At 30.8% G+C, this 22,432-nt stretch carries 20 protein-coding genes; 13 read left to right on the top strand and 7 right to left on the bottom strand.

Annotation, left to right across the window (positions count from 1 at the left end; translation table 11 throughout):
* Window positions 1-57: 57 nt before the first annotated feature.
* Complete coding sequence (locus BT997_RS12550) at window positions 58-549, top strand: gluconate 2-dehydrogenase subunit 3 family protein (protein WP_072682291.1); 492 nt, start codon at window positions 58-60, stop codon at window positions 547-549.
* Window positions 549-2,189, top strand: a complete 1,641-nt coding sequence (locus tag BT997_RS12545) for a GMC family oxidoreductase (protein ID WP_072682290.1) — start codon at window positions 549-551, stop codon at window positions 2,187-2,189. The genes BT997_RS12550 and BT997_RS12545 overlap by 1 nt, the downstream gene beginning before the upstream one ends.
* Here BT997_RS12545 and mreC read toward each other — a convergent pair.
* Genes mreC through BT997_RS12510 form a run of 7 tightly spaced genes read right to left on the bottom strand, consistent with a single transcriptional unit; the run spans window position 2,179 to window position 8,700 of the window.
* Window positions 2,179-3,012, bottom strand: a complete 834-nt coding sequence (gene mreC / locus BT997_RS12540) for a rod shape-determining protein MreC (protein WP_072682289.1) — start codon at window positions 3,010-3,012, stop codon at window positions 2,179-2,181. The genes BT997_RS12545 and mreC overlap by 11 nt on opposite strands.
* Complete coding sequence (locus BT997_RS12535) at window positions 3,005-4,036, bottom strand: rod shape-determining protein (RefSeq protein ID WP_072682288.1); 1,032 nt, start codon at window positions 4,034-4,036, stop codon at window positions 3,005-3,007. The genes mreC and BT997_RS12535 overlap by 8 nt, the downstream gene beginning before the upstream one ends.
* A gap of 15 nt (window positions 4,037-4,051) precedes the next feature.
* Window positions 4,052-5,272 (bottom strand): ATP-dependent Clp protease ATP-binding subunit ClpX, encoded by a 1,221-nt coding sequence (gene clpX / locus BT997_RS12530; RefSeq protein WP_072682287.1) that lies wholly within the window; start codon window positions 5,270-5,272, stop codon window positions 4,052-4,054.
* Window positions 5,273-5,282: 10 nt separating this feature from the next.
* A complete protein-coding gene (gene lpxA / locus BT997_RS12525; RefSeq protein ID WP_072682286.1) occupies window positions 5,283-6,065 on the bottom strand; it encodes an acyl-ACP--UDP-N-acetylglucosamine O-acyltransferase in 783 nt (260 codons plus the stop codon).
* Between the two features lie 19 nt (window positions 6,066-6,084).
* Window positions 6,085-6,528, bottom strand: coding sequence for a 3-hydroxyacyl-ACP dehydratase FabZ (fabZ, locus tag BT997_RS12520; protein ID WP_072682285.1), 444 nt, complete (start codon window positions 6,526-6,528; stop codon window positions 6,085-6,087).
* 58 nt (window positions 6,529-6,586) lie between these two features.
* Entirely contained in the window at window positions 6,587-7,630 is a 1,044-nt protein-coding gene (gene lpxB / locus BT997_RS12515) for a lipid-A-disaccharide synthase (RefSeq protein WP_072682284.1), read from the bottom strand.
* Entirely contained in the window at window positions 7,627-8,700 is a 1,074-nt protein-coding gene (locus BT997_RS12510) for an epoxyqueuosine reductase QueH (RefSeq protein WP_072682283.1), read from the bottom strand. The genes lpxB and BT997_RS12510 overlap by 4 nt, the downstream gene beginning before the upstream one ends.
* A gap of 163 nt (window positions 8,701-8,863) precedes the next feature.
* Between BT997_RS12510 and BT997_RS12505 the strand changes: the two genes are divergently transcribed.
* From BT997_RS12505 to BT997_RS12455, 11 genes are all read left to right on the top strand, one after another.
* Window positions 8,864-9,157 (top strand): hypothetical protein, encoded by a 294-nt coding sequence (locus BT997_RS12505; protein WP_258239488.1) that lies wholly within the window; start codon window positions 8,864-8,866, stop codon window positions 9,155-9,157.
* A 75-nt stretch (window positions 9,158-9,232) separates the two neighbouring features.
* On the top strand, window positions 9,233-10,036 hold the full coding sequence (locus tag BT997_RS12500; protein ID WP_072682282.1) for a GyrI-like domain-containing protein: 804 nt from the start codon (window positions 9,233-9,235) through the stop codon (window positions 10,034-10,036).
* A 137-nt stretch (window positions 10,037-10,173) separates the two neighbouring features.
* Window positions 10,174-11,019, top strand: coding sequence for a deoxyribonuclease IV (nfo, locus tag BT997_RS12495; RefSeq protein WP_072682281.1), 846 nt, complete (start codon window positions 10,174-10,176; stop codon window positions 11,017-11,019).
* Between the two features lie 136 nt (window positions 11,020-11,155).
* On the top strand, window positions 11,156-13,939 hold the full coding sequence (locus tag BT997_RS12490; protein ID WP_072682280.1) for a DEAD/DEAH box helicase family protein: 2,784 nt from the start codon (window positions 11,156-11,158) through the stop codon (window positions 13,937-13,939).
* Window positions 13,939-15,570 carry an N-6 DNA methylase gene (locus BT997_RS12485; protein WP_072682279.1) on the top strand — a complete coding sequence of 544 codons (1,632 nt, stop codon included), beginning with the start codon at window positions 13,939-13,941 and terminating at the stop codon, window positions 15,568-15,570. Before BT997_RS12490 ends, BT997_RS12485 begins: the two co-directional genes overlap by 1 nt.
* Window position 15,571: 1 nt before the next feature.
* Window positions 15,572-17,116, top strand: a complete 1,545-nt coding sequence (locus BT997_RS12480; protein WP_072682278.1) for a restriction endonuclease subunit S — start codon at window positions 15,572-15,574, stop codon at window positions 17,114-17,116.
* The gene (locus BT997_RS12475) at window positions 17,098-18,828 is read left to right on the top strand and encodes a restriction system-associated AAA family ATPase (RefSeq protein ID WP_072682277.1); all 1,731 of its coding nucleotides are present in this window, start codon (window positions 17,098-17,100) and stop codon (window positions 18,826-18,828) included. Before BT997_RS12480 ends, BT997_RS12475 begins: the two co-directional genes overlap by 19 nt.
* A gap of 2 nt (window positions 18,829-18,830) precedes the next feature.
* Window positions 18,831-19,907 (top strand): hypothetical protein, encoded by a 1,077-nt coding sequence (locus BT997_RS12470; RefSeq protein WP_072682276.1) that lies wholly within the window; start codon window positions 18,831-18,833, stop codon window positions 19,905-19,907.
* A gap of 73 nt (window positions 19,908-19,980) precedes the next feature.
* Window positions 19,981-21,015: a virulence RhuM family protein gene (locus BT997_RS12465; protein WP_072682275.1), complete on the top strand. Its 1,035-nt coding sequence runs from the start codon at window positions 19,981-19,983 to the stop codon at window positions 21,013-21,015.
* A 63-nt stretch (window positions 21,016-21,078) separates the two neighbouring features.
* Window positions 21,079-21,828: an HNH endonuclease gene (locus BT997_RS12460; RefSeq protein WP_258239487.1), complete on the top strand. Its 750-nt coding sequence runs from the start codon at window positions 21,079-21,081 to the stop codon at window positions 21,826-21,828.
* A 79-nt stretch (window positions 21,829-21,907) separates the two neighbouring features.
* Window positions 21,908-22,414 (top strand): NADPH-dependent FMN reductase, encoded by a 507-nt coding sequence (locus BT997_RS12455; protein ID WP_072682274.1) that lies wholly within the window; start codon window positions 21,908-21,910, stop codon window positions 22,412-22,414.
* Window positions 22,415-22,432 lie beyond the last annotated feature (18 nt).

Below are 22,432 nucleotides of genomic sequence, written 5' to 3'. Positions count from 1 at the left end.
TTTAAATATAAGTTTATATATAAAGTATATGAAATAATGAGATGAGGTTTAATAAGTATGAAAAGACGTGAATTTATAGTTACAAGTTCTATTTTAGGAGCTAGTACTGTTTTAAACTCACAAGAATTTAAAGCTGATAATACTCTCTCTTGGTTAATCATTGATAATGTCTTTGATATTCTTTTCCCAAAAACTAAGACAATGCCTAGTGCAAAAGAGTTTAACGCAACTTCTTATTTACAAATAAATTCAAAATATAAATCTTTTGATATGGATGATAGGGAGTATATTTTACAAGGTGCTCTTGATTTTAATGACTCTTTTCCAAACTTCTTAAAAAGTACCCAAGAACAAAAAGAAAATATAATAGAACGAACAAATAATAGTGAATATGGACAAGAGTGGCTTACTAGACTTGTATATTATGGAATAGAAGCAATGTTAAGCGATCCTATTTATGGTGGAAATAAAAATGAAATAGCTTGGAAGAGTTTGAATCATCAAACTGGTCGTCCTCAACCAAAATATAAGTATGCAAAAGTAGTATGATGAAATATGATATTTGTATTATAGGAAGTGGAGCAGGAGCTGGCCCAATTGCATATGAGTTAACAAAGGCAGGAAAAAAAGTTCTTATTTTAGAAAAGGGTGCTATTTATAGTGAGAAAGACTTTTCTAAAGATGAGATTGCCTTTGTTAGACGTTATATTGTAACTCCAAAATTAAAAGATGAATATCATGTTATTGAAGAAAAAATTGATGGTAAGTGGTATAAGTTTCCTACCTATGAAACTGGATGGAGTTTTTGGAATGGAAATATTTTAGGTGGCTCATCAAACTTTATGAGTGGATATTTTCATAGATTAAAACCTAATGATTTTAAATTAAAAACAGTATATGGAAAAGTTGAAGGTGCAAACATAGAAGATTGGCCAATCTCATATGAAGATATGGAGCCTTATTATACAAAAGTAGAGTCTAGAGTAGGGGTTTCAGGAAGTATTACAGAATATAAACACCATGAACCAAGAAGCACAAAGGAGTATGCTTATCCTGCTTTAGAAGAACATCCTATTGTAAATCTTTTTGATAAGAGTTGTAAAAATTTAAAATATACTTCTTATAAAGTTCCAAGAGCAATAATATCAACTGCAAAAGATAAAAGAAACCCCTGTTATTATTCAAACTATTGTGGGAGCTATGCTTGTTCTAGTGGTGCAAAGGGAAGTTCACGAGCTTCACTTTTAGTTGATGCTTTACAAACGGGAAATCTTACAATTAAAGCTGAAGCATTTGTATATAAACTTGATAGTTCAAAAGATGAGGTTACAAAAGCTTATTATTTTACAAAAGAGGGCACTAAAAAAGAAGTTGAAGCGAAGCTTTTTGTTATGGCAGCTCAAGCAGTTGAGAGTTCAAGACTTCTTTTAAACTCTAAGAATAAGTTTTATCCAAATGGTTTGGCAAATTCTTCAAATCAAGTAGGACGAAATATGGTCTTTACTGGTGGAGGAATTGGAAGTGGTGAATTTGATGAATCAAATTTAACAAAAGAAGAACTATTTACACAAGGTTTTTTTGTAAATAGAGCACTAAAAGATTGGTATTATACTAATGATTTTAAAGGTGGAACAGTTGACTTTTTATTTGAACATGCAAACCCAATAAGGCGTGCAAATAGCTTAAAACGTGATGATAATGGAAATCTACTTTATGGAAAAGCTTTACAAGATAAACTTCATGAAAATTTTACCAAAAAAAGAGTTCTTACTTTCGAAGTTTTTACAGATTGGATGCCAAATGATGATTGTTTTGTAAGTATAGATGAAAAGTATAAAGATAAATATGGTGTTCCTGTTGCAAATATAAGAATTGGTGCCCATAAACAAGATGTAAAAGTTGGGAAATTTTTAGCAAAAAAAGCTATGAAAGTTTTAAAACAGATGGGTGCAAAAAATATTGATGCAAATATTTCACCTTTGCCTTCTCAAAATTTACAAGCAGGTGGTTGTAGATTTGGTGATAATCCAAAAACTTCTGTATTAAATAAATATTGTCAGAGTCATGATTTGAAAAACTTATTTGTAACAGATGGAAGTTTTATGCCAACAGGTGGTAGCGTACCACATACGTGGACTATTTATGCAAATTCATTTAGAGTGGCTGATTATATAAAAACTATTTTGTAGGTTTCTTTTTAGAGTCTTCTTCTTTTTTTGTATCTTTGATTACTAAGTTTTTTACTTTTATTTTTTTATTTTGGATTTTCTTATATACGAAAAAAGATTTTTGTTTTAATACTTTTGCATAAGGGGTTATTATAGCTTCTTGAATATCTTGTTTTTTCTTGATTGATATTACTTTCCCAACTTTTAAACCTTCAAAAAATATATTATCCATACCTGAGGTTATAACTTCATCACCTTCTTTGATATCAAACCAAATAGGAATATATTTTGCTACAAGATTTTGTCTATCTTTTGTAGCATGGATTATTCCAGGGGCTTTGTTTTCACCAATAAATATAGAGTAATTACATTTTTCATTTCCATTTAAAAGTGCTTTTGCTTTTCCATCTTGATTTACTACAATTCCTGCTGCAAATTCTTGAGAAATTACTCCTAAGATAGAGTTGTCTTTTTTTTCTAAATCTAACCAAACTTTTGTAAAGTTATCAAAGTTTACATATGATAAAACTCTAGTAAATTTTATTTGTTCTGTGGTTGAGTTTGGGGCATCTAAAGTATCTAATAGATTATCTAATTTATTTTTAGAATTAAGATATTGTAATTTATAGTTTTTTAACTCTTCATTCTCTTTTTGTAAACTTTCAATTTGTGTTGTTTGATTGAAGTATCTTTCCGTCTTAGTCTGTACAGATACTATAGTTTCTACATAAAATTGTTTTATACCATTAAAAGGATTGAAATTTCTTGCAATTACTTGGTCTAAATCGAAAAGATAACCTAAAGTAACTGCAAGAAAAAGAAGAAAGAATAGAAATTTATTCATTAGTGATTAATTTTAATAAGGCTTCCTGATCTAATACATTGCTTGTTCCATATGCAACAGCTAATAGTGGCTCATCAGCAACTCTTACTGGAAGTTTGATAATATCTGCAAGGTATTTATCTAAACCTCTAATTAATGCTCCTCCACCTGTTAGGATTACACCATTGTCAACAACATCACCTGCTAAATCAGGTGGCATCTCTTCTAGTACTGATCTTACAGCTGAAACGATTTCTCTTAGTGGCTCTTTGATTGCTGTTCTAACCCCTTCACTTCCAAGTTCAATAGTTGAAAGTAATCCAGAGTTATCTCTACCTTTTACTTTGATTTTAAGTTCTGAATCTTGTTTGATTGCAGTTCCTATTTCAATTTTGATATTTTCAGCAGTTCTTTCACCAATATATAGGTTATAATTTTGTCTTACATAATCAATAATTGCTTTATCAAATCTATCTCCAGCAACTTTGATTGATTTAGAAAGAACAAGTCCACCAAGTGATGTAACACCAATCTCAGTAGTCCCACCACCAATATCAACTACAACATAACCAGAAGGGTCAGATACTGGAATTCCTGCTCCAATAGCAGCTGCCATTGGTTCTTCTACTAAGAATACTTCTCTAGCACCTGCACTAAGAGCAGATTCTTTAACAGCTTTTCTTTCAACTTGTGTAATACCATAAGGAATACAAATAATGATTCTAGGTCTGATAAAAGATTTTCTAGCGTGTGCTTTTTCAATGAAATATCTAATCATTCTTTCAGTCATTTCAAAGTCAGCAATAACTCCATCTTTCATTGGTCTAACAGCTGTAATATTTAAAGGAGTTTTTCCAATCATTTGTTTAGCTTCTTGTCCAACTGCTAAAATTTTATCTTTTCCATATCTATCATTTTGAACTGCTACAACTGATGGTTCGTTAATTATAATACCTTTTCCTTTTACAGAAACGATTGTATTTGCAGTTCCAAGGTCTATTGCCATATCATTTGAGAATACACCGATTACCTTATCTAATAACATCTAAATCCTTCTTTTTTAAGCTATTTTTGGTTCTTTTTCTTTTGTTACAACATCTTTTGTGATAGTTATTGTTTTATCTTTAAATGTTGGTAAGTCATACATAATATCAAGCATGATATCTTCTAAAATCGAACGAAGACCTCTTGCACCAGTTTTTCTTTCAATTGCAAGTTTTGCAATCTCTTTAAGTGCTGCTTTTTCAAATTTTAATTTTACATCGTCAAGTTCAAATAGTTTTACATATTGTTTTACTAAAGCATTTTTTGGTTCAGTTAAGATATGAACCATATCATCTTCTGTAATTTCATTTAATGTTGCAATCATATGAAGTCTTCCGATTAATTCTGGAATTAGTCCATATTTTACAAGGTCATGTGCTTCAACTTTTGAAATTATTTCATCATCATTTTTACTTTTTTTCTCTTGGTTGAAACCTAATACATTTCCACCTTGTTTTTTCTTAATAATTTCTTCAAGACCATCAAAAGCTCCACCACAAATAAATAAAATATTTGTAGTATCTATTTGAATTGCATCTTGTCCAGGGTGCTTTCTTCCACCTTTAGGAGGAACATTTACAGTTGCACCTTCTACGATTTTAAGAAGTGCTTGTTGTACACCTTCTCCTGAAACGTCTCTAGTTATTGAACGGTTTTCACTCATTCTTGCAACTTTATCAACTTCATCAATAAAAATGATTCCTGTTTCAGCTTTTTTTACATCACCATTTGCCGCTTGAATAAGTCTAGTAACAACATTTTCAACATCATCACCTACATATCCTGCTTCTGTTAGAGATGTTGCATCAGCAATTGCTAAAGGCACATCAAGATATTTTGCAATAGTTTGTGCTAAAAGCGTTTTACCTGAACCTGTTGGTCCAATTAAAAGCACGTTAGATTTATTTATTTCTGTTTCATCATCAATTTCATTGTGTCTGAAAATTCTTTTATAGTGGTTATAAACTGCAACTGATAGAACTTTTTTAGCTCTATTTTGTCCAATTACATAATCATCTAAAATTTCTTTTAGTTGTGCTGGAGTTCTAAGTTGAACTGCAGCATTTTCTTCTTCAGTAGTTTCTACCATGTTTCCTAATTCTGGCTCTTTTCCTGAAACCATAATCTCATGTGCTGCATTAACACAAGCCTTGCAAATCGAGGCATTATCTCCAGAGATTATTGGGTTATCGTGAGAGTCAGCTGTTCCACAAAAGTCACATTCAAGTTTACTCATATAAAATGTCCTATTTTCTATTAAATGGTATTCCACGTTTTGTAGCAATAACAAAGTTTGCTAGTTCGTGAACATACTTATTTTCGTTTGTTTCTAATAATTCTTTGGCTACATCAGAAATAGAATTTCCTGATTCAAATATTGCTTTATATGCTTTTTTAATTGCATCAATATCTGATCTATCTTGGAATCTTCTTCTTAGACCATTTAGATTAAGACCTCTTAATACTGCACGGTTTCCTTCTGCTAAACAAAATGGTGGAATATCCTGAGTTACTACAGAACCTCCTGCTACCATAACATTTGAGCCTATTTTACAAAATTGATGAATAGGTGTTAATCCACCAATTACTACATTATCATCAATTTCTACATGACCTGCAAGAGTTGCAACATTTGCAAATACACAGTTATTTCCAACTATTACATCATGTGCAACATGTGCATATCCCATGAAAAGGTTGTTGTCTCCAATTTTTGTAATTGAACCACCACCAATTGTTCCAGGGTTAAATAGCGTATATTCTCTGATTTTATTGTTGTTACCGATAATTAGCTCAACATCTTCACCATCAAATTTTAAGTCTTGAGGAATAGTTCCAATTGCAGCATGTGAAAAAATTTGATTGTTTTCACCAATTGTAGTTTTTCCTTCGATAACTGTATGAGAAGCAATAGTTGTACCATTACCTATTTTTACATCTTTACCAATAATTGTAAATGCTCCAACAGTTATATTATCACCTAGTTGGGCTCCATCTTCAATTATTGCAGTTTTATGAATATTATTCATTCTTTACCTATTTTGTTTATTACTTATCAACTATCATAGCTTTTAGCTCTGCTTCAGCAACTAAAGAATCATCAACAAAAGCTTTTCCATCAAGTACGATTAGATTTCCTCTTAATTTTTTAACTTCGATTTTATATTCTAATTTATCACCAGGTCTTACGGGTGTTCTAAATTTTGCTTTGTCAATACTCATGAAGTAAATAACTTTGTTTTTTAGCTCTTCATTTGTTAAATCGTTGCTTTTAAGTGCAAGAACTCCACCTGCTTGTGCCATTCCTTCAAGAATCATAACTCCTGGGTAAATTGGGTGCCCTGGAAAGTGACCTTGAAAAGCAGGTTCACTAATAGAGATATTTTTATACCCTGTGATACTTTTAGCTTTTTCCATATCAGTAATTCTATCTACTAATAAAAGCGGGTATCTATGTGGTAAAATTTCTTGAATTTCCATGATGTCTAACATTCTTGTATCCTATATGTTTGTATGTTTTAAAAAGTCATATATTTTAGCGAAAAAAAAATTAGTTTTGAATTATTTTAGCAACATTTTTAGAACTACCAAATTGTAAGTAGTCTCTAAGCTCTTGAGAGTTTTTTAAATAGTTGTCTCGATTCATGTTTTTATATTCGTTTAATAAGTTTTCTACATTTACTTCTTCTTGGAAATATTCTTTATGAATAGGCTCTTTACCCATTTTATGGAAAAAGATATTCGCAAGTCCAATAAAAGGTAGTTTTACAAACTGTCTGCCAATAAAATAGTCAAGCTTTTTTGCCACATAAGACATAACAAATGGTGTCCCTATTATAGAAGCTTCAAGTGTAGCCGTACCAGAACAAATAAATCCAAATTCTGCTTCTTTTAATATGCTATGAGCATCATTTGAAATTGTAAAATTTGATATATCTCCATAAGTTTTTTTAATATATTCTTCATTAAATTTTGAAGGAATAATCAAAATATGCTCTTTGTCTTTTATCTGTTTTGTAAGTTCTCTAAAAACACCCATGTGATTTATAATTTCAGTTTTTCTACTACCTGGCATATAGATGATTTTATCTGTTTTTTCTAGGCTAGTTTTATATTCTGTTATCTCATCTAAAAGTGGATGACCTACGTAAGTAATTTTTTCTTTGTCATTGTATATTTCACTTTCAAAAGGAATAATAGAACATAGTTTTGTACAGAATTTTTCAAGCTTTATAACTCTTTTTTTCTTCCATGCCCAAGCTTGTGGAAGGATATAGTAGATTATCTCTTTATCTGGATATCTTTGCTTTAGTTTTTTTGCAAGAGGAAGATTGAATCCTGATGAATCCATCAATAAAACTTTGTCACAATCTTGTGCTAAATCTACAAGTTCATCCCTAAGTTTAAAAAAGAATCGAAGTTTTTTTATCGCATCTATAAAACCCATGATTGCAAGGTGAGTTAAATCATATAGAGGGGTTCCAAGCTCTTTATCAAAAACTCCTAATAGTTCTACCTCGTCGTTTAGATATTTTTTTAATTCTTTTAGATGAACATTTGATGATGTTTCCATCGCACAAACTAAAAGTTTCATATAATAACTTCTTTTACATCTTCATAGATTAGGGCATTTAGTTCTATCTCATATTTTCCATCGATTAGCTCATCAACAACTAAAATAGTTGACAAACCATAAGGGTTATTTGTAACTTTATTTCTAATATTTAGTTCTGATTCAAAGGTAGGAGGATTGAACATCAAGTCTTTTACTGTCTGATATGTACTATTTCCTATTTCATTAAAACTTTTTAGACTTAGAACTTTTACTTCATCTCTATTTAGATATGCGATTTCATCCTTTTCATATTCGATTCTACCATTCATACTGTTTCTGTTTAGTGTTGAATAACATAGAAAATATGAAGGGATAATCTTTTTATCAATCTTTGTAATACCGCTCATTAGTCTATAGTTTAAAAACCTCTGCTTGATAATCTTATACGGAATATTTTTTTCTTCTAAATCATCTCTTTTTTTATAAAGTTCAAGTCTACTCTCTATAGATTCTGGAAGTATTTGGTTTGAGATAGGATTAAACATTTCATCCATAACTTTATCTTGATGTTCTCTTTGGGCTGATAAACCAAAAAGACAACCACAATAGTTTTGTCTATAAAGAGAATTTTCTTTTACAACTAGACCTTGCTCTTGTGAACCTTTGCCACTTCTATAGTCTCTAAATATAAACTCACAGTCATATTTAGATGTTAATTCTGCTCCAATTTTTTCTAGTTTATCTTGTGATTTTTTTGGAGAAATTAATAGAGTTGATGTAAATTTGTCATGTCCTAATTCTATAGCTTTTTTTACAGTTGTTTCAAGTCTATCATCAAAACAAACCGTACATCTATCGCCTTTTTCTGGTTCATTCTCTAAACCTTTTACTTTTTTTAACCATTCTTCTAGATTGTAAGGTCCTTCAATAAGTCTTATACCTAGTTTTTTACATGAGTAATCAACATCAAGATATCTTAATCGGTACTCATTGTATGGGTGAATATTTGGGTCATAAAAAAATCCAATGATCTCTTCATTTGGAAATTCTTCTTGAATTTTTTCTAAAAAATAGTGGGAGTCAACAGCGCAACAGATATGAACTAACAAAAATAACCTTCGATTTTATAATTTATCAATATTACAGTATTATAGTGAAAATTTTTAAAACAAAGGATAAGAGATTAAAAATATAGTTCTTTTTTTAACATTTCTTTTACTTTTTGTAGGATGTGCACAAAAGCAGCCAATTTTAACCCAAACGGCGACTATTTTGATAAAAACACCTAAGCTAAAATTTTATGATAAAGGTTTTATCACAAAGTTTAACGACTATACAAAAGTAGAAATACTCTCTGCTGGAACTTCTGTTTTGAGTTTACAAATATATGAAGATAGAATCTGTCAAGATACTTTTGAGTGCCAAAGTTTAGAATCTTTTAATGCAGAGTTCTTAGATAGAAATTATGATAAACAATTTCTAAAAGAACTTTTTGAGAAAGAAGAAAAAGAGATTACTCACCGAGATAAAAAAAATAAAATTTTAATAAAAATCAAAAAAGATTAAATATAGCAATTTTGGAAAAGTTTTGATTTTCATTTACTGTTAGAATCTTTTTATGAATTTTAAGGAGAGACAGTTTTGAATCAATATGAAAAAAGTATGCAAAAAGTTCTAAATGAAATAGAAAAAAATTTAGAATACGTTGATATACAAGATTTAATAGCTATCTCTGGTTACTCGTACTATCACTTTCATCGTATATTTCTAGGGTATACAGGTGAGAGTTTAAAAAAGTATATCAGAAGAATAAGACTTGAAACCTCTGTAAATAAATTGCAGTGTAATCAAGGCAATATAACTACTATAGCTTTAGAAGCAGGGTATAACACTCCTTCTGCTTATAATAAAGCTTTTAAAGAGATGTTTAATTGTTCTCCTTCAAAATTTATACAAAATATTAATATAAAAAAGGAAATCAAAATGATTGAGCCTCTAAGAATAGAATCAATTGAAATAATTGATGTGTATAAAGTAAGACATGTTGGTGACTATTTTAAATGTGAAACTGCGTGGAATGAACTGTTAGAAATAGCAGGAAATAATAGTCTATTAAAAGCAGATACAAAGTTTTATGGAATAAGTTACGATGACCCAAATATCGTAGCTATTGATAAGCTAAGATATGATGCGTGCATTACAAGAGTACAAGATGATGAACTAGCAGGGAAGGTAGAAAAAGACCAAATCTCTGGTGGTAAATATGCAGTCTTTGCGCATAACGGTTCGTACGATAAGTTATCAGATACTTATACGTCTATTTACGGTTCTTGGATTAAAGATAATGAAATAGAGTTAAGAGATGCTCCTCCTATCGAACAGTATCTTACTTTTGATGTAGCTCCTGAAGATTTAAGAACACTAATTTTAGTACCTATTAAATAGAAAAAAACATAAAGATATTTTTGTATCTTTATGTTTTAGTAAAAGAACTAAACAAATTATAAAAACATATTGGCTTTAAAGATGCATTTTTGTATGATGAAAAACTAAATTAAATAAAAAATCATATAGGAATAATAATGAAATACGTTGGAGCACATGTTAGTGCGAGTGGTGGAGTTTTTAATGCACCAATAAACGCAACTGCAATCGGAGCAAAAGCTTTTGCTCTATTTACAAAAAATCAAAGACAATGGGCTGCAAAACCTTTAGAAGCAAAAGTACTTGATAAATGGTTTGAAGAGTTAGAAAAATGTGGAATTGAAGCTAAACACATCTTACCTCATGACTCATATCTTATAAATCTTGGACACCCAGAAGAAGAAAAAAGAGAAAAATCTTTAAATGGTTTTATCCATGAATTAGAAAGATGTGAAATACTAAAACTAGATAGACTAAATTTCCACCCAGGTTCACACTTGAGAAAAATATCAGAAGAGGAATGTCTAGATAGAATTGCACTTTCTATGAATCAAGCAATTGATGCTACAAATGATGTGAAACTAGTAATAGAAAACACAGCAGGACAAGGCTCAAACTTAGGATACAAGTTCGAACACCTAGCACATATAATAGATAAAATAGAAGATAAAAGCAGAGTAGGTGTATGTATAGATACCTGTCACATGTTTACTGCTGGGTATGATATCAGAACAAGAGAAGCCTATGATAAAACTTGGAAAGAGTTTGATGATATAGTAGGACGTGAATATCTTATGGGAATGCACTTAAATGACTCAAAGCCAGAACTAGGAAGTAGAGTAGATAGACACGATTCTTTAGGTGTTGGGAAAATTGGATGGGATGCTTTTAAATTTATCATGAATGATGATAGAATGGATGATATTCCAATGGTACTTGAAACTATCAATGAAGAGATTTGGGCTGAAGAGATTCAAGGGCTTTATGATTTAGTGGAGAAGTAATTTACTTCTTTGCTAGAGTTCTTTCTTTTTTTTAATTCTTCAAAATATTTTTCTTATGATGTGGATTGTGACACAAGTATAATATAATAGATAAAAAGATAAAATATCTTCTATAAAATTATAAAATGAGTAGAGCTTGCAAAACGAAACACAGACACGACAAGAACTTATTGATACTAAACTACTCCTATCTGGCTGGGATGTAACTAACTATGCCCAAGTAAGGCAAGAGTTTTCAAACACTTCTTTTGTATCTGATGTAAAGCCTAGCTATGGTAAAAAGCAGTTTTGTGATTATGTTCTTCTAGGTCGTGAGGGGAAGCCTTTGGCTGTAGTTGAGGCTAAAAAAAGCTCACGAGATCCCAGGGTTGGGCAGGAACAGGCTAAGCAGTATTGTTACAATCTAAAAGCTGAACATAATATCGATCTTCCTTTTTGCTTTTATACAAATGGCAACGACATATATTTTTGGGATATAGAAAACTACCCTCCTAGAAAAATCTATGCTTATCCTACTAGGGAGGATTTAGAGCGTCTTCGTCATATACAAAACTATAAAAAGTCCCTTTCCCATGAGTTTATTGATACCCATATAGCAGGGAGGGATTATCAAGTAAGTGCTATAAGATCAGTGATGGAACTGATAGATAAAAAAAGAAGAGATTTTTTACTGGTGATGGCTACTGGTACGGGGAAGACTCGTACTACTATTGCTTTAGTGGATGCTCTTTTAAGGGCTGGGTATATTAAAAATACTCTTTTTTTAGTGGATAGGGTGGCTTTAAGGGAGCAGGCTATAGAGGCTTTTAAAGAGTATATTCCAAGTGAGCCTATTTGGCCAAAGTTTGGGGAGAGTAGTATTTCTAAAGATAGGCGTATTTATGTATCCACTTACCCAACTATGTTAAATATTATACGAGATGAGGAGCAAACTTTATCTTCACACTTTTTTGATCTGATCGTGATAGATGAATCTCATAGGTCTATTTATAATACTTATGGGGAGATTTTAGAGTATTTTGATGCTTTAAAGCTTGGGCTTACTGCAACTCCAACCAATGTGATAGATCATAACACTTTTGAGCTTTTTTCTTGTGAGGATGGGTTGCCTTCATTTGCTTATTCTTATGAGGAGGCGTTGGATCATATTCCACCTTATCTTTGTGATTTTGAGGTGCTAAAGATTCAGACAAAGTTTCAAGATGATGGACTAAATAAAAGAACTATTTCTTTAGAAGATCAAAAGAATATGATTTTAGAAGGTAAAGAGATTGAAGAGATAAATTATGAAGGAACTCAGCTAGAAAGAGATGTGATAAATAAAGATACAAATCGAATCATCGTAAAAGAGTTTATGGAAGAGTCTATCAAAGATAGTGATGGGGTGATACCCACAAAGAGTATCTTCTTTTGTATGACAAAAGCCCATGCTAGAAGAGTGGAAGAGCTTTTTAACTCTTTATATCCTGAATATAATGGGGAACTAGCCAAAGTAATAGTATCTGATGATAGTAGGGCTTACGGAAAAGGTGGGCTTTTAGATCAGTTTAAAACCCAAGATATGCCGCGTATTGCCATAAGTGTGGGTATGCTTGATACGGGGGTGGATATAAAAGAGGTATCAAACCTAGTATTTGCAAAGCCTATTTACTCTTATACTAAGTTTTGGCAGATGATAGGGCGGGGTACAAGACTGCTTGATCCGCAAAACTTAAAACCGTGGTGTAAAGAAAAAGAGAAATTTCTTATTATGGATTGTTGGGATAATTTTAAGTATTTTAAACTTGAACCGCAAGGAAAAAGTCTTATCCCAAATACTCCACTTCCCATAAGGTTTTTTGAGCTTAGACTTCAAAAGATAGAAAGTGCTTTAAAGCTTGATATTGAGATAGCTAAAAAAGAGATACAAAAGCTTCAAGAGTTTATAGAGCTTTTCCCTAAAAACTCTACAACCATACAAGATGGGAAAAATCATCTTGATAAATTAGATTCTATCTTTTATAGAACTCTATCTAAGGAGAATTTAGAGTTTTTAGATACTTACATAAAACCCTTAGCCAAATCTATTGTAGGGGTGGATTATAAGGCGATGCGATTTGAAAAAGATGTGTTGGAGTACTCTATATATCTACTTGAAAATGACGAAGAAAATAGGGTAAAAAAAAGAGATACCCTTATAGCTTTAATAGAAAACTTACTTTTAAGTGTAAATATAGTCGCCAAAGAAGAGAATCTTATCACAAAAGCCAAAGAAGTAAAATACTGGAACCATCTAAAAGATAGTGATCTTGATATTTTAGTAAAAGCCCTTGCTCCGCTTATGAAATATAGGGCAGAATCAAAGCTTGAGGATGATGATACTCCTATCTTTGATTTTAAAGATTATATCAAGAAAAAAGAGTATGTGGAGTTTGGTGCAGATAGGGAGTCTGTGAGTATCTCAAAATACAAACAAATGGTAGAAGATAAGATCAAAGAGCTTTTAAATCAAAATAAAATCCTACAAAAGCTAAAAGAGGGCAAAAGTCTAAGTGAAAAAGAGATAGAAGAGTTAGCTCACACTCTACACGAGCAAGACCCTTTTATCACCCTTGATCTTTTGCGTAGGGTGTATATGAATAAAAAAGCACCTTTTTTAAAGTTTATCAAGCATATCTTAGGACTTGAAGAGCTTAAAAACTTCCCAGATACGGTAAGTGAATCTTTTGATAAGTTTATCAAAGAGCATCCTACACTTACCACTACACAGTTAAAATTTTTGGATTTATTAAAAGGGTTTATCATAGATAATGAGAGCTTAAGCAAAAAAGATCTAATATCTGCACCTTTTACAGTGATACATCCCTCTGGTATACGAGGAGTATTTACTAAAACAGAGATAGATGAAATACTAAATATTACACAGGAGTTAGTAGCATAATGTTGCATTTAAATAAAAACCTAGAGAGCCTTATAGATAAACTATGGAATAAATTTTGGAGTGGAGGTATCTCAAATCCACTTACAGCTATAGAGCAGATAACTTATCTTCTTTTTATAAAAAAGCTTGATGATCTTGATATAAAAAATATAGAAAATGCTGAATTTACTGGAGAAAAGTACGATTCTATTTTTGAGGGAACTTATACAAAACTTGTAAAAAAGATAGATAAAAAAACAGGTAAAGAAAAAGAAGAACCTGAAGATTTTCCTAAAACAGAATTCAAATGGAGTATCTTTACCCATCTAAGCTCAGAAGAGAGACTAGAGCATATCACCCAATATGTATTTCCTTTTATCAAAGAGATAGGCGGAGAAAACTCCCACTTTACAAAATATATGAAAAACGCCGTATTTGTGATACCTAGTGCATCTCTTTTACATGAGGCTATGTATATCATCGAAGATATTTTTAAAGAGATAGAAAAAGATGCTTTGGAGAATGGACAAGCCCACCAAGATATCCAAGGTGATGTATATGAGATGCTTCTAAGTGAGATCGCAAGTGCAGGGAAAAATGGACAGTTTAGAACCCCACGGCAGATTATCAATCTACTAGTTGATCTTGTAGAGCCAAAATATGGCAATAAGATTACCGATCCAGCTTGTGGTAGTGCAGGGTTTTTACTAGGAGCCTATCAGTATATCACCACTTCACTGGATACAGAGGGTAAACACCACAAAGTAGATGAAAATGGTTTTACTAGAAGTAGTACAAGTGCTATACTAAAAGAAGAGGTAAAAAAGACCCTAGACACTAGCCTAAAAGGCTACGATATAGATGTGACCATGGTAAGGCTTGGTCTTATGAACCTTATGATGCACGGTATCACCAACCCAAATATAGAATACACCGATACCCTAAGTAAAAGTTTTCAAAAATATGAAGGTGAGCTAAACTCTTATGATGTGGTTTTAGCAAATCCACCCTTTACAGGAAACCTAAATAAAGGGGAGATGGACGATAAACTAAGACTAGGTACTACAAAAACAGAGCTTCTTTTTATCGATAGGATTCATACCCTTTTAAAGGTAGGTGGAACAGCTGGTATCATCATCCCTCAAGGGGTGCTTTTTGGAAGTGCCAAAGCTTTTAAAGAGGCTAGAGCACTTATGATAGAAGAGTCTGAACTAAAAGCAGTGATCACTATGCCAAGTGGGGTATTTAAACCCTACGCAGGAGTAGCTACAGCTATACTGATCTTTACTAAAGGTGGAGATACTGATGAGGTGTTTTTCTATGATATGCAAAGTGATGGATACGATTTAGATGATAAAAGAAAACCTAGATATAAAGAGGATGGGACTCGTGACTATGGTGATTTACAAGATATTATAAAAAAGTATAAAGAAAGAGCCAGTCTAAAAGAGCAAAATGATAGAAAAGTAAAATACTTCTTAGTACCTAAAAAAGAGATCAAAGAAAACGGCTATGACCTTAGCTTTGGAAGCTACCAAGAAATTACTTATGAAGAAGAAGTTTATGATGCGCCAAAGGATATTTTAGATGAGCTTATAAGTTTAGAAGATGAGATACAAAGTGAGCTTAAAGATTTAAAGAGTTTATTCTAAAATGTATAAATTAGTAGAGCTTTCAAAACTATGTAATATCCAAATAGGTAAAACACCTGATAGAAAAACAGAAACATATTGGGGAAAAGGTTATCCTTGGGTTACTATAAGTGATTTAAAAGAAAAAACAGTATGTAAAACAAAAGAGCAAATAACTCAAAAAGCAGTGGAAGAAAAAAACTGTAGGCTTGTAAAAAAAGGTACTCTTTTAATGAGTTTTAAACTAAGTATAGGAAAACTTGCTTTTACAGATTGTGATCTATATACAAATGAAGCAATTGCCGCTTTAAATATAAAAGAAGATGTGGAATTATCTAAAGATTATTTGTATTATGCTTTAAAATTTGTACCATTATTAAATGATGCAAAAATAGCGGTAAAAGGAAAAACCCTTAATCAAAAAACACTAGCAAAAATTAAAATACCTTTACCAAATACAATAGAAGAGCAGAAAAAAATAGCAAATCTATTATCCCAAATAGAAATCCTGATCTTAAAAAGGGAAAAAACTATAGAGCTTCTTGATAAATTAGTAAAAAGTACATTTTTGGATATATTTGGTGATCCTATTACTAATAGTCAAAATAGACCCATAGATTTATTTGAAAATGTAGTGAAGCTTCAAAGAGGCTATGATTTACCTAAAAAAGATAGAGAGGAAAATGGTGACTTTAATGTTTATGGGTCAAATGGAATACTAACTAATCATAATGAATATAGATGTGAATATGGTATTGTAACAGGGCGGTCTGGTACAATTGGAGAAGTATATTATTCAGAAAAACCTTTTTGGCCTTTGAATACAACTTTATTTAGTATTAATACATTTGGAAATAATCTTATTTATTTAACTTATTTAGTTAAATTCTTTAAATTAAATAGATTTGTAAGAGGTGCTGGAGTTCCCACTTTAAATAGAAATATTGTACATAAAGAAAAAATATATGTAGTTGATAAAGACCTACAAGATAAATTCTCAAATATAGTAAAAAAAATAGAAACCACAAAAAAAACCTATCAAAAAAGCCTTGATGAACTAAATCAACTTTTTGCTTCAGTATCCCAAAAAGCTTTTAAAGGGGAGCTTGATTTAAATAGCTTAGAAGAGCTTATAGATGTAAAACCAGAACTCTTAGAAACAAGTCCATCTTATGATAAATCAGAAGTTTCAACACTATATATAAAAAATAAACCTAGTAGTTCTAAAGCAGAAAAGATACTTCAAGAAAGCTCTATACATGCTTTTACAGAGATAGGAAAAGAGGAGTATATACATACTCTTACTATAGAAGATGATAAATACTTTCAAAAAATCCTTAAAGAGCTACTAGAAAAAGAGAGTACTTTTACAGAACTTTATAAACTATTTACAGATAAATATGGCTTTGATATTCCCTATGATGAAGATCAAAATAAAAATGAAAAACCTTTTACTTTTAAAGATACTATTTTTCAGCTTTTAAAAGAGGAAAAACTTTTTCAAATCTTTGATAGGGAAACAAAACAGATACTACTAGGAGTGAAAAAATGCGACTTAAGCGTATAGAACTCCATGATGATTTTGGAAGTTTAAAAAGTGGATTTAGTCTTGATTTTATAAAAGAGCCACCAAGGGATAACTCTGCTATAGAGCCATATTGTGTGGTGGGGAGAAATGGAAGTGGTAAGTCCAATATTTTGGAGCTTTTATCTGCTATATTTTATCAAGTAGAGATACAACATCTTAACTTTTTACCAAAAGAGATTGATCCTCCTTATGTGGATAATAAAAAGCAAAAATATATCTCAAATAAAGAGCATGAATATGTAGATAATAGAGAATATAAAGAGCTAAAGATATTTCAAGAGTTTACTAAAAACTCTAAGTATAAAATAAAACCAGAAAAGTATAAACTTCAATATTATATAACCAATCAAAATAACGATGAAATATTAGTTACAATTGAGCGAAAACCAAAAAAAGATATTATGGTTTCTATAGAAGATAATACTGGACAATCCCTATATCTTTTAGCGGATGATGTAAAAGAGTATTTACCCTCTTATATTTTAGGGTATTCATCAGGGCAAAATGAGATACTAAGCTTACCTTTTTATAAAATGAGACTTATTCAACATGATGAGTATTTAGATGATTATTTAGCAAAAGATATACGTTTTAAAAACCCTGAATCTAGGATGATCTACCTTGATGATGTTTTTTCCCAAGCCATATTTATCACTAATTTTATCTATGGGGATGAAAAGGTGAATAAAGTATTTAAAGAGACTATAGGGGTGAAATCTGTGGAGTCTTTTAGAATAGTGATAAAAGATGATATAGATACAAGAGTGGTAGTTGAGGTAAAAGAGAAAGGGAAAAAAGGAACACAGCTAAAAGAGAGATCAAGGTTTTTAAAAGATCAAATTGCAGAGCAAATAGAAAAGCTAAAAAGCTGTGCTACTATGGACTATAGAAATGAAAAAACAAAGGATCTTTCTCTGGATTATTATTTAGATGATAATTTAAAAGAGGCTTTTACTTTACAGTTTGGAATAGGAAAAGAGGGAAGACTTACCCTTTTTCAAACCTTTCAAACCCTTATAAACTTAAACTATTATCATGTGGATGTGGAGACAAAAAAGAAACTCTATGAATCAAAAAGCCTCTTTGCTAAAGGCTACTTACCCCAAGCCTCATGGAATAAAAGATTTTTCACCTTTAAAAATTTTATGCTAAAGAAAAAAGGGCTTGATGAGCCAGTATATAGTAAATCCCTCTCAGATGGAGAGTATCAGTTTTTACACTCCATAGGACTAGCACTAATCTATAGGGATACCCAATCACTCTTTTTACTAGATGAACCAGAGACCCACTTTAACCCATCTTGGAGAGCGGAGTATATGAGTGTATTAAGAAAATGTTTTTCTTCAAAAGAAGATGAAAAAGCTTATGCAAAAGCAGAATTTTTGATAACTTCCCATTCACCTTTTATTGTGTCTGATACTAGAAGAGAAAAGGTGCTTATTTTTTCTAAGGATTTGGAAGATGGAAGTGTAGATTGTAAGCGACCTGAGTTTAATACCCTTGGAACTTCTGTAAATCTTATCACAATGAATATTTTTGATGAGACAAATACAATAGGTAAGTTTGCACAAGAGGTATTAAAAGAGTATAAGAAAAAACTACGAAAATCAAAAAATAAAAAAGAGGTGCTTGAAGAGTTAGAGAGTATTATAGGTAGGTCTATAGAAACAATGGAGTTTTTTAAAAAGTAGTTATGTTATTTCAATATGAGTATGTAGATGATAATGTAAAGCTTATGCACGAGTGTATGAAATATCTTGTAAAAGATTTTTGGTGTAATGCTAGTGGTGATTTTGATGTGGATTTGATCACAGATGATAAGCTTAAAGATATGATTATACGGTTATATAATAATCCACAGGTTAAAAAAGATCATCTTTATGCTCCTATAAAATCTATCTATGAAAAATTTGCACAACTTAGTGAGATACAAAAAAATACAATTGCACAGTTTTTTGATATGAATAATAGTATTCAAGAACTTTTTGAAGATAAGAGTCGTATCTATATGGATTTTAATGATCTAAAAAAAATAGATGAGGATTTATCAAAAGAGATACATAAGTTCTTTGAAAGTATCTATACCGATGTGATCCATTTAAAAGATGTAAAAGATATACTTAATAGTAGTATGGATAGGCATTATAAAAAGTTTATTAAAAAAAATACAGAGCTTTGCCCTTTTTGTGGGTTGCATCTTTTAGAGTTTGGGGGAAACTTACCAAAAGAGGCTTATGATCATTTTTTATCAAAAGGAGATTTCCCTTTTACTTCGATCAATTTAAAAAATCTTGCTCCAATGTGTAATAGATGTAATTCCTCTTATAAACTTAAGAAAAATCCAATAGCAAAAAATGGTAAAAGAGTAAAGGCATTTTATCCTTATGGGGGAAATGATATTGATATAGGGGTAGATGTAAGCCTACAAACAAAAAAGATTGAAACCTTATCTCAAAAAGATGTCAATGTAGAGCTAAAAACTTTAAAATATAAAGAGGAAGTTGAAAGCTGGGATAGGGTATTTAGAATAAAAGATAGATATAAGCAAAAAGTATCAAGTAAACTAGGAGCTAAAGCTTGGTTGGATGAGGTAAATACTGCTATCAATAGAAAAGATAATCCTTATACTATAGATGAATATATTGAACTTTTAGAAGAGAATCAAAAAAGCAATCCTTTGAGTAAAGATTACTTATGGGAAGTTCCTTTTATTAAAGAGTGTAAGAGAAAAGGGATATTGAGGGATTTACAAGAGGTAGATATAATTTGATATTGCAATATGACAGGTTTTTAAATAAAAAGAATTTTTTTTGATAAGATAAAATAAAAATATAGGCTAAAATATGGATAAACAAATCTCAATAAATACTCCTCAAAAGTTTTCAAACTTTGTGATATTTAAAATAGATGATGCAAAAGTAAATATCAATGTGTTTTTCCATGATGAAACTTTGTGGTTGACTCAAAAGCAAATTGCAGAGCTTTTTGATAAGGGTAGAAGTACTATCACTGAGCATATTAAAAAGATATTTGATGATGAAGAATTAGATGAAAAAGTGGTATGTCGGAAATTCCGACATACCACAGAACATGGTGCAATAGAGGGAAAAACTCAAACTAAAGAAGTTCAATACTACAATCTAAAAGTAATCACAGCCGTAGGCTATAAAGTAAACTCTCATAGAGCTATAGAGTTTAGAAAATGGGCAAGTGAGATTTTACATGAGTATATCATCAAAGGTTTTACTATGGATGATGAAAGATTAAAACATCTTCAACATTTTGGTATAGATTACTTTGAAGAGCAACTAGAGCGTATAAGAGAAATAAGACTTAGTGAGAGACGGTTTTATCAAAAGATTACAGATATATATGCTTTAAGTGCTGATTATGATAAAAATGATGATCTAACAAAACAGTTTTATTCTACTGTTCAGAATAAACTTCATTGGGCAATATGTGGGAAAACAGCTGCTGAGATAATATATAGTGAAGCTGATGCTACTAAAATATATATGGGGCTTAAAACTTGGAAAAATGCGCCAGATGGAAAGATACTTAAATCAGATGTAAGTACAGCAAAAAATTATCTTGATAGTGAACATATAAAACAGTTAGAAAAAATAGTATCAGCATATCTTGATCTTGCAGATAATAGAGCGAATCGTGGAATCGTAATGAATATGAAAGACTGGATAGAGTTTTTAGATAAGTTCTTGGATTTATCAATGTATCCTATACTTTTAGATAATGGTAAAGTATCTGCTCTTCAAGCTAAACTAAAAGCAGAATCAGAATATGAAAAGTATAGAGTGATACAAGATAAAAAATATTTATCTGATTTTGATTTACTGCTTAATCAAATTGAGGGAAAATGAAATGGCAGTAACACCAAAAACAAAAAATATAATTTGGGGACAATTTGCAGGTCGCTGTGCAATATGCAAAAAAACGTAATCGATGAAAATAATATTGAAGAAGAATATGAAAAGTTGGATTTAGGGAGTTTTATGAAAATACATGAAAAATATTTAGAAGCATTAAAAAGTTTTGATGATTATATAACTGTTTCACAATGGGCGGAAAAGGTTGGAGAACTTTATCCTGATGTTTTAGAAAAAGCTAACCAAGAAGCTCAGAATCAAAAGAATGATACAACGGGCTTAAGAGAAATAGCAGCTCGTATTAGTTCTAGGCTTTCAACTGGTGGCTTTGATAGTTTTATAAAGATAGATAATAGTGAACGTCCTCGCCGTGTAAAATATATAACAGAAGAAGAATCAAAAGAAGAGTTAGAAGAAGAGTTAGAAGATGTAAACATAAATCTTACAAAAAAAGAAGCTGAAAAAAACATGAATTCTTCTGATAAGTATAGACTTAATGAATTTTATAAAATAAGAGATGAGTTTAAAGAGTTTTACAATATTCATTTTGAAGTTGATCATGCAAAAGCTTTAAAAAACAAAAAGAATAGAGGGGTTCATCATCCAGATAACTTTCAACTTTTAACAAAGTACCATAATGGACAAAAGTCAAATAATAACTGGAAAAGATTTTCTATAGATGAACAAGTTGAGTATATTAATAAGACTATAGAGTTACAAATTATTATTTCAAGTAGAATTGATATTAAGATTGATGAAGTGATATTAAACTCTTTACTCGATAGGCTAAAACAAGTTTATAATTAATACTTATTTCAAAAAATTTATTGACTTTTTATAAAAAGAGAATAGAATTCCATAAATATTATAAATACCAAGGATTATCATGTCAAAAATAGGAATTTTAGTCGCTAGTTCAAACAACAACTTGAAACTAGGACAAAAGCTTGTAAGCATTGCAAGTGAACAAAATGTAGAAACAGAACTTATAAATTTAGTTGATTTAGATTTACCACTTTACAATACAATAGAAGAAGAGAAACATGGTATTCCTAAAAGTGCTACAGATTTAGCCGAAAAGATTTTGTCTTTAAACGCTTTTATTGTTGTAGCTCCTGAGTACAATGGAGTTATGCCAGCAGTTTTAAACAATGCTATGTCTTGGACTTCAAGAGCAACAGAAAACTGGAGAGATGCTTTCAACGAAAAAGTTGTAGGTCTGGCAACTCATAGTGGTGGTGGAGGTACAAAAGTACTTCAAGCTATGAGGATACAGTTTCAACATTTAGGAGCAAATATTTTAGCTAGAGAACTTTTAACATCTTATGAAAAAGCGTTAAACGAAGATAGTGCTAGAAATATGATAACTCAGTTAGATAATTTATCTAAATAAGTAAGACACTAGAAGAAT

Origin of the sequence: Arcobacter sp. LA11, assembly GCF_001895145.1 — a bacterium.
Classification (GTDB): domain Bacteria; phylum Campylobacterota; class Campylobacteria; order Campylobacterales; family Arcobacteraceae; genus Halarcobacter.
Note: the sequence above shows the minus strand (reverse complement) of the source record. Positions and strands in the feature narration are given on the sequence as shown.

Excerpts from the sequence above, each read along its gene's own strand:
- BT997_RS12475 (WP_072682277.1), top strand. The coding sequence starts at position 17,098 with ATGCGACTTAAGCGTATAGAACTCCATGATGATTTTGGAAGTTTAAAA.
- BT997_RS12460 (WP_258239487.1), top strand. The coding sequence starts at position 21,079 with ATGCAAAAAAACGTAATCGATGAAAATAATATTGAAGAAGAATATGAA.
- BT997_RS12550 (WP_072682291.1), top strand. The coding sequence starts at position 58 with ATGAAAAGACGTGAATTTATAGTTACAAGTTCTATTTTAGGAGCTAGT.
- lpxB (WP_072682284.1), bottom strand. The coding sequence starts at position 7,630 with ATGAAACTTTTAGTTTGTGCGATGGAAACATCATCAAATGTTCATCTA.
- BT997_RS12485 (WP_072682279.1), top strand. The coding sequence starts at position 13,939 with ATGTTGCATTTAAATAAAAACCTAGAGAGCCTTATAGATAAACTATGG.
- BT997_RS12465 (WP_072682275.1), top strand. The coding sequence starts at position 19,981 with ATGGATAAACAAATCTCAATAAATACTCCTCAAAAGTTTTCAAACTTT.
- BT997_RS12545 (WP_072682290.1), top strand. The coding sequence starts at position 549 with ATGAAATATGATATTTGTATTATAGGAAGTGGAGCAGGAGCTGGCCCA.
- lpxA (WP_072682286.1), bottom strand. The coding sequence starts at position 6,065 with ATGAATAATATTCATAAAACTGCAATAATTGAAGATGGAGCCCAACTA.
- nfo (WP_072682281.1), top strand. The coding sequence starts at position 10,174 with ATGAAATACGTTGGAGCACATGTTAGTGCGAGTGGTGGAGTTTTTAAT.
- fabZ (WP_072682285.1), bottom strand. The coding sequence starts at position 6,528 with ATGTTAGACATCATGGAAATTCAAGAAATTTTACCACATAGATACCCG.
- mreC (WP_072682289.1), bottom strand. The coding sequence starts at position 3,012 with ATGAATAAATTTCTATTCTTTCTTCTTTTTCTTGCAGTTACTTTAGGT.
- BT997_RS12455 (WP_072682274.1), top strand. The coding sequence starts at position 21,908 with ATGTCAAAAATAGGAATTTTAGTCGCTAGTTCAAACAACAACTTGAAA.
- BT997_RS12535 (WP_072682288.1), bottom strand. The coding sequence starts at position 4,036 with ATGTTATTAGATAAGGTAATCGGTGTATTCTCAAATGATATGGCAATA.
- BT997_RS12480 (WP_072682278.1), top strand. The coding sequence starts at position 15,572 with ATGTATAAATTAGTAGAGCTTTCAAAACTATGTAATATCCAAATAGGT.
- BT997_RS12470 (WP_072682276.1), top strand. The coding sequence starts at position 18,831 with ATGTTATTTCAATATGAGTATGTAGATGATAATGTAAAGCTTATGCAC.
- clpX (WP_072682287.1), bottom strand. The coding sequence starts at position 5,272 with ATGAGTAAACTTGAATGTGACTTTTGTGGAACAGCTGACTCTCACGAT.